Genomic DNA, 2,978 nt, shown 5'->3' on the forward strand with positions numbered 1-2,978 from the left:
ACCCAAAACACCTTCGGTGTTGTCAGGTTAAGCCGCACGGTTCATTAGTACTGGTTAGCTCAACGTCTCGCAACGCTTACACACCCAGCCTATCCACGTCCTCGTCTCGGACGTTCCTTCAGTGTCCTCAAGGGACAAGGGAAGACTCATCTCAAGGCAAGTTTCCCGCTTAGATGCTTTCAGCGGTTATCTCTGCCGCACTTAGCTACCGGGCAATGCCATTGGCATGACAACCCGAACACCAGTGGTGCGTCCACTCCGGTCCTCTCGTACTAGGAGCAGCCCCTTTCAATCTTCCAGCGCCCACGGCAGATAGGGACCGAACTGTCTCACGACGTTCTAAACCCAGCTCGCGTACCACTTTAAATGGCGAACAGCCATACCCTTGGGACCTACTTCAGCCCCAGGATGTGATGAGCCGACATCGAGGTGCCAAACACCGCCGTCGATATGAACTCTTGGGCGGTATCAGCCTGTTATCCCCGGAGTACCTTTTATCCGTTGAGCGATGGCCCTTCCATGCAGAACCACCGGATCACTAAGACCTACTTTCGTACCTGCTCGAGCCGTCACTCTCGCAGTCAAGCCAGCTTATGCCTTTGCACTAACCTCACGATGTCCGACCGTGATTAGCTAACCTTCGTGCTCCTCCGTTACGCTTTGGGAGGAGACCGCCCCAGTCAAACTACCCACCAGACACTGTCCGCAGCCCGGGTCACGGGCCTACGTTAGAACATCAAACATTCAAGGGTGGTATTTCAAGGATGGCTCCATGCAGACTGGCGTCCACACTTCAAAGCCTCCCACCTATCCTACACATCAAGGCTCAAGGTTCAGTGTCAAGCTATAGTAAAGGTTCACGGGGTCTTTCCGTCTTGCCGCGGGTACACTGCATCTTCACAGCGAGTTCAATTTCACTGAGTCTCGGGTGGAGACAGCCTGGCCATCATTACGCCATTCGTGCAGGTCGGAACTTACCCGACAAGGAATTTCGCTACCTTAGGACCGTTATAGTTACGGCCGCCGTTTACTGGGGCTTCGATCAAGAGCTTCGCCTTGCGGCTGACCCCATCAATTAACCTTCCAGCACCGGGCAGGCGTCACACCGTATACGTCCACTTTCGTGTTTGCACAGTGCTGTGTTTTTATTAAACAGTTGCAGCCAGCTGGTATCTGCGACTGGCTTCAGCTCCGAGCGCATGTCTCTTCACCTAATGCCAGCGTGCCTTCTCCCGAAGTTACGGCACCATTTTGCCTAGTTCCTTCACCCGAGTTCTCTCAAGCGCCTGAGTATTCTCTACCTGACCACCTGTGTCGGTTTGGGGTACGATTCAGTGTTACCTGGTGCTTAGAGGCTTTTCCTGGAAGCAGGGCATCAACCACTTCAGCACCGTAGTGCCTCGTCATTACGCCTCAGTGTTGCAGTACTCCGGATTTGCCAGGAGCACACACCTACACGCTTAAACCGGGACGACCGTCGCCCGGCTGGCCTAGCCTTCTCCGTCCCCCCTTCGCAGTAACACCGAGTACAGGAATATTAACCTGTTTCCCATCGACTACGCCTGTCGGCCTCGCCTTAGGGGTCGACTCACCCTGCCCCGATTAACGTTGGACAGGAACCCTTGGTCTTCCGGCGAGCGGGTTTTTCACCCGCTTTATCGTTACTTATGTCAGCATTCGCACTTCTGATACCTCCAGCATGCCTCACGGCACACCTTCGCAGGCTTACAGAACGCTCCCCTACCCAACAACACATTCGTGCCGCTGCCGCAGCTTCGGTGCATGGTTTAGCCCCGTTACATCTTCCGCGCAGGCCGACTCGACCAGTGAGCTATTACGCTTTCTTTAAATGATGGCTGCTTCTAAGCCAACATCCTGGCTGTCTGAGCCTTCCCACTTCGTTTCCCACTTAACCATGACTTGGGGACCTTAGCTGGCGGTCTGGGTTGTTTCCCTCTTCACGACGGACGTTAGCACCCGCCGTGTGTCTCCCGTGATAACATTCTCCGGTATTCGCAGTTTGCATCGGGTTGGTAAGTCGGGATGACCCCCTAGCCGAAACAGTGCTCTACCCCCGAAGATGAGTTCACGAGGCGCTACCTAAATAGCTTTCGGGGAGAACCAGCTATCTCCCGGTTTGATTGGCCTTTCACCCCCAGCCACAAGTCATCCGCTAATTTTTCAACATTAGTCGGTTCGGTCCTCCAGTTAGTGTTACCCAACCTTCAACCTGCCCATGGCTAGATCACCGGGTTTCGGGTCTATACCCTGCAACTTAACGCCCAGTTAAGACTCGGTTTCCCTGCGGCTCCCCTAAACGGTTAACCTTGCTACAGAATATAAGTCGCTGACCCATTATACAAAAGGTACGCAGTCACACCCGCAAAGGGTGCTCCCACTGCTTGTACGTACACGGTTTCAGGTTCTCTTTCACTCCCCTCGCCGGGGTTCTTTTCGCCTTTCCCTCACGGTACTGGTTCACTATCGGTCAGTCAGGAGTATTTAGCCTTGGAGGATGGTCCCCCCCTATTCAGACAGGATACCACGTGTCCCGCCCTACTCTTCGAGCTCACAATACCAGCGTCTTCGGATACGGGGCTATCACCCTTTACTGCCGGCCTTTCCAGACCGTTCTCCTGGCGCTGATGCTGATGCTGGCTCTGGGCTGTTCCCCGTTCGCTCGCCGCTACTGGGGGAATCTCGGTTGATTTCTTTTCCTCGGGGTACTGAGATGTTTCAGTTCCCCCGGTTCGCCTCATTCACCTATGGATTCAGTGAATGATAGTGCAACGGATTGCACTGGGTTTCCCCATTCGGGTATCGCCGGGTATTGCGGTTCCTATCACCTGACCGGCGCTTTTCGCAGATTAGCACGCCCTTCATCGCCTCTGACTGCCTAGGCATCCACCGTGTACGCTTATTCGCTTAACCTCACAACCCGAAGGTGTCTTCAGATTGCAGGGTTGAGAGACTCATCA

The 2,978-nt window shown here is 54.3% G+C and carries 1 rRNA gene; it reads right to left on the reverse strand.

Annotated elements, in window-relative coordinates:
* Positions 1–23: 23 nt before the first annotated feature.
* Positions 24–2,931 (reverse strand): 23S ribosomal RNA (locus tag Xmir_RS35720).
* Positions 2,932–2,978 lie beyond the last annotated feature (47 nt).

It is taken from the genome of Xenorhabdus miraniensis (assembly GCF_002632615.1).